Here is a 3,927-nt window from a genome sequence, read left to right as displayed (position 1 = left end):
GTGTAGCCCGGCGCGCGACCGCCGAGCACGTCGGCGTAGTCCTGCGCGGTCGGGAACCGGTAGGTCGTCGACCGGTGGACCGGCAGCGCCAGCGGCACCTGCTCGAACGGCGGAGGCGCCGGCGGGTGCACGGCGCGGGTCGACTCGCCACGAGGGTCGCTCATGGCCTCCAGGCTAGAGGCCCGCGCTCACTCGGCCTTGGTCGTGCGGTCCATCAGCGCCCGCACCATGTCGGACGGAGCCACCCCCTCGTGCACCACCCGCACGACGTTCTCGGTGATGGGCATGTCGACGTCGTGCTTGCGCGCCAGGTCCAGGATCGACCGGCAGCTCTTCACGCCCTCGGCGGTCTGCTGCTTCTGGGCGATCAGCTCCTCCAGCGTCTGCCCGCGGCCGAGCTTCTCGCCGAACGTCCGGTTGCGCGACAGCGGCGAGCTGCAGGTGGCCACCAGGTCGCCCAGTCCGGCCAGACCCGCGAAGGTGGCCGGCTCCGCGCCCAGCGCCGTCCCCAGCGCGTCGCCCAGCGAGTGCGCCGGGTCGGTGGAGATCGCCAGCACGCGCTCCCCGGCGTCCGCCATGCCGACGGCGAGCGCCGCCGCGACGGTGGTCTTCCCCACCCCGCCCTTCCCGCCGACGAACGTCCACCCGGGACCGGCGCCGAGCCGTTCCGGAAGCACGGCCGCTACCGCTCGTCCCAGCCCAGGTCGAACTCCACGCTCGCCCCTCCCGACGAAGCGATCCCGCCGCGCTGCCGCTCCGGGTCCGGCTCGCCCTCCCCCGGCGGCTCCGTCGGCTCCCCGCCCTCCGTCCCCGACCCGGCCACGCGCACCGGCCCGCCCGTGGTCCCCATCCCGAACTCCTCCCGCCATTCGCGGACCTCGCGGAACCGCCGCATCAGCTCCGCCTCGCGCTCCAGGTACTCCGCGTCGTCGATCTCGCCCAGCTCCAGCTGCATCTGCAGGGCGAGCAGGTCCTCCTTCACCGACTGGTCGTCGGTGAGCTCCTTCCGCACGGTCTCCTCCACCTTGCCGAGCGAGAACTCGACGAGGAACTGCGGCCCGGTGACCGGCCAGAAGAGGAGGTGCTTGAGGAGGCCCATGCTACCAGGGAAGCAGAGGGAGAAGGCTCATCCCGACGCCTTCTCCAGCTTCAGCTTGATGTTCACGAAGTTGTACGGCGGCCACGGGCCGGTGTACTTGAAGGTCAGCATCGACTCGTACTTGCGCGACACCTCCTTCACCCGGTCGTCGAACGCCTTCTCGCGGTCGCGCTCCACCAGGAAGGCGGCGTTCATGATCATCCGGTCGCCGATGGGCTTGTTGGAGCGCGAGGCCACCGCGGCGGGCTTCAGCGCCTCGTGGATGTCGCGGACGAAGGCGTTCCCCGCCTCCTCCAGCGCCGATTCCACCAGGCGGCCCAGCTGCATCCGCGCGAAGTAGGTGGAGCTCTGCGCGCTCCGGCCGATCTCGTCGCGCAGGCGGCGGATCTCCTCGTTCTCCTGCTCCAGGGTGGCGATCACCTTCTCGCGGTCCCAGAGCACCTTGAGCCCGAACTCGATCTTGTCCGCCATCTTCTCCAGCACGTCGTCGAACGCCTGGTAGGTGGACTTGAGCAGCTCGACGATGTCGTTCTCGGTGCGGAAGAGCGTCCCGAAGCTCATGGGGATCACGGTATGCTCGCGCATCACCGTCTCGTTCACGAACTCGTGCGCCAGGACGTTCTCGCGGGTGGGGTCGTAGATGCGGAGGGGGGTGTCGCTCACCACGGCCGCCAGCTCGCCGAAGTGCACCGTGAACACCCGGTTGGTCCCGTCCCCGATCCCGATGTTGCCGAACTCCCGGGTCCGGGGACACTTGATGATGCAGTACACGTACTTCCCGGCATCCACCGGGGGGCTGGTCTCCTCGGTCATCGTCTCCGCCTCTGGGGAACGCCTCTGCCGCGGCGGCGGCAAAAAGGGGACCACCCCGCCGCGCGCTACAGCGCCGCGAAGAGCGCCACCGCCGCCACCGCCACCCCGATCCCCGCCTTCGCCGCGGTGGCCGCCAGCCGCCCCAGGAACGCCCCCCACCCGGTGCGCAGCGCCGGCCGCATCCCCTGCCCGCGCATCCAGAGCACCTCGAAGAGGAAGGCCCCCGCGAACGAGCCCACGAACGACCCGACGATGCTCCCCACCACCGGGACCGGCACCCCGGCGATGGCGCCCACCACCCCGCCCAGGATGGCGCCCCACCCCGCCGCCCGGCTCCCGCCGTAGCGCCGCGCGAAGTGCCCGCCCAGCCAGAACTCGATGGCCTCCGCCGCCAGCGCCATCGCCACCACCACCCCGATCGCCACCGCCCCCACCGAGGCGAAGTCGGTGGCCACCGCGAACGCCGCCAGCGCCAGCACCTGCACCCAGATCCCCGGGAGCCCGAAGGGGATCAGGAAGAGGCCGACGACCTGCAGGACCACCAGGGCGAGGTACAGCATGGATGCGAAAGTGCGGAAGTGCGTGAGTGCGAAACTCCTACTGCGCCCTCCGCGGGGAGCGTGCCGCGGTCCCCTAGAAGCCGTACCCGGTGGTCATGTCGCCCATCCCGGAGGGGGCGGCGGCGGCGGCGGGACCGCGGCCGGAGAGCACGTTCATCTTCAGCTCGAAATCGCCGGGGTTGCTCGCCGCGGCCTTGGCGACCTGGTAGTCCACCCTGCCGTCGTTCACCAGCTCCATCAGACACTGGTCGAAGGTCTGCGACCCGTAGGTGGTGCGGCCCTCCGCGATCAGGTCCGGGATCTCCGACATCTTCTCCGGGTCCAGGATGCAGTCGCGGATGGTGCCGGTGACCACCATGACCTCGCAGGCCAGCGCCCGCCCGCTCCCGTCCGCCCGGGGGAGGAGCCGCTGCGAGACCACCGCCTGGAGCTGCTCGGAGAGGCGGATCCGCACCATCTGCTGCTCGTGCGTGGGGAACACGGCCACCAGGCGGGAGATGGTGGAGGCCGCGTCGCGCGTGTGCACGGTGGAGATCACCAGGTGCCCCGTCTCCGCGGACTTGAGCGCGATGTCGATGCTCTCCGTGTCGCGCATCTCGCCGATCAGGATCACGTCCGGGTCCTGCCGGAGCGCCGCCCGCAGCCCCACGGAGAAGGAGTCGGTGTCCATCCCGATCTCCCGCTGCGTGATGGACGAGTTGACGTCCCGGTGCAGGAACTCGATCGGGTTCTCCAGCGTCACGATGTGCCGCCGCATGTGCTGGTTCATGTAGCCCAGCATGGCGGCCTGCGAGCTGCTCTTCCCCGACCCGGTCACCCCCGTCACCAGCACCAGGCCGCGCTCCATCTCCGCGATGCGCTGCAGCACGGGGGGGAGGCCGAGCTGCTCGAAGGTGGGGATCTCGAACGGGATCACCCGCATCACGATCATGAAGCTCCCCCGCTGGCGGAGGATGTTCACGCGGAAGCGGCCCACCCCCGGGAGCCCCCAGGAGCAGTCGTAGTCCTGCATCTCGTCGATGCGCCCCCGGTCCCGCTCGTTGGGGATGAGCTGCAGCGCGATCTGGCGCGTCTGCTCCGGGGAGAGCCGCTGCTTGGTGAGCGGGACCAGGTGCCCGTTGATCCGCGCCCGGAACACGTCGCCGGACTTGATGTGCAGGTCGCTGGCGCCGCGCTCCACCGCGGCCTGGATGATCTTTTCCATATGTATCCGTTTACTCGATCCCGCAACCAGGCGGATCGGCCAGGGAGAATCGCGCGAATCAGGGAGGCCGGGGAGGAGCGGCCGAGGCGTACACCGGACAGCCGATGCCGGCTAGAAGGCTGTTGAAGAAGGGGGCCTTCGGAGGCGGCACCGAGTCGACGGCAGGATTGGCCGTGGAGAGGGCACGCAGCGGCGGCTCCGCGGGAGGCGTAACAGAGGAGGCAAGGCTGGTACGGAGCACAGGCGGGATG

Annotated in this window: 5 protein-coding genes; all 5 read right to left on the bottom strand. The window is 70.3% G+C overall.

Annotation, left to right across the window (positions count from 1 at the left end):
* Window positions 1-188: 188 nt before the first annotated feature.
* Entirely contained in the window at window positions 189-677 is a 489-nt protein-coding gene (locus VGR37_03315; protein HEV2146424.1) for an NAD(P)H-dependent glycerol-3-phosphate dehydrogenase, read from the bottom strand.
* Window positions 678-682: 5 nt separating this feature from the next.
* On the bottom strand, window positions 683-1,099 hold the full coding sequence (locus VGR37_03310; protein ID HEV2146423.1) for a gas vesicle protein GvpG: 417 nt from the start codon (window positions 1,097-1,099) through the stop codon (window positions 683-685).
* Between the two features lie 27 nt (window positions 1,100-1,126).
* Window positions 1,127-1,912 carry a GvpL/GvpF family gas vesicle protein gene (locus VGR37_03305; protein HEV2146422.1) on the bottom strand — a complete coding sequence of 262 codons (786 nt, stop codon included), beginning with the start codon at window positions 1,910-1,912 and terminating at the stop codon, window positions 1,127-1,129.
* 65 nt (window positions 1,913-1,977) lie between these two features.
* Entirely contained in the window at window positions 1,978-2,472 is a 495-nt protein-coding gene (locus VGR37_03300) for a DUF456 domain-containing protein (GenBank protein HEV2146421.1), read from the bottom strand.
* Window positions 2,473-2,545: 73 nt separating this feature from the next.
* A complete protein-coding gene (locus tag VGR37_03295; protein HEV2146420.1) occupies window positions 2,546-3,676 on the bottom strand; it encodes a PilT/PilU family type 4a pilus ATPase in 1,131 nt (376 codons plus the stop codon).
* Between the last annotated feature and the right edge of the window lie 251 nt (window positions 3,677-3,927).

This window comes from Longimicrobiaceae bacterium (genome assembly GCA_035936415.1).
Classification (GTDB): domain Bacteria; phylum Gemmatimonadota; class Gemmatimonadetes; order Longimicrobiales; family Longimicrobiaceae; genus JAFAYN01.
The sequence above is the reverse complement of the archived record's forward strand: the minus strand, read 5'-3'. Positions and strand labels throughout refer to the sequence as shown.

Excerpts from the sequence above, each read along its gene's own strand:
- VGR37_03310 (HEV2146423.1), bottom strand. The coding sequence starts at position 1,099 with ATGGGCCTCCTCAAGCACCTCCTCTTCTGGCCGGTCACCGGGCCGCAG.
- VGR37_03305 (HEV2146422.1), bottom strand. The coding sequence starts at position 1,912 with ATGACCGAGGAGACCAGCCCCCCGGTGGATGCCGGGAAGTACGTGTAC.
- VGR37_03300 (HEV2146421.1), bottom strand. The coding sequence starts at position 2,472 with ATGCTGTACCTCGCCCTGGTGGTCCTGCAGGTCGTCGGCCTCTTCCTG.
- VGR37_03295 (HEV2146420.1), bottom strand. The coding sequence starts at position 3,676 with ATGGAAAAGATCATCCAGGCCGCGGTGGAGCGCGGCGCCAGCGACCTG.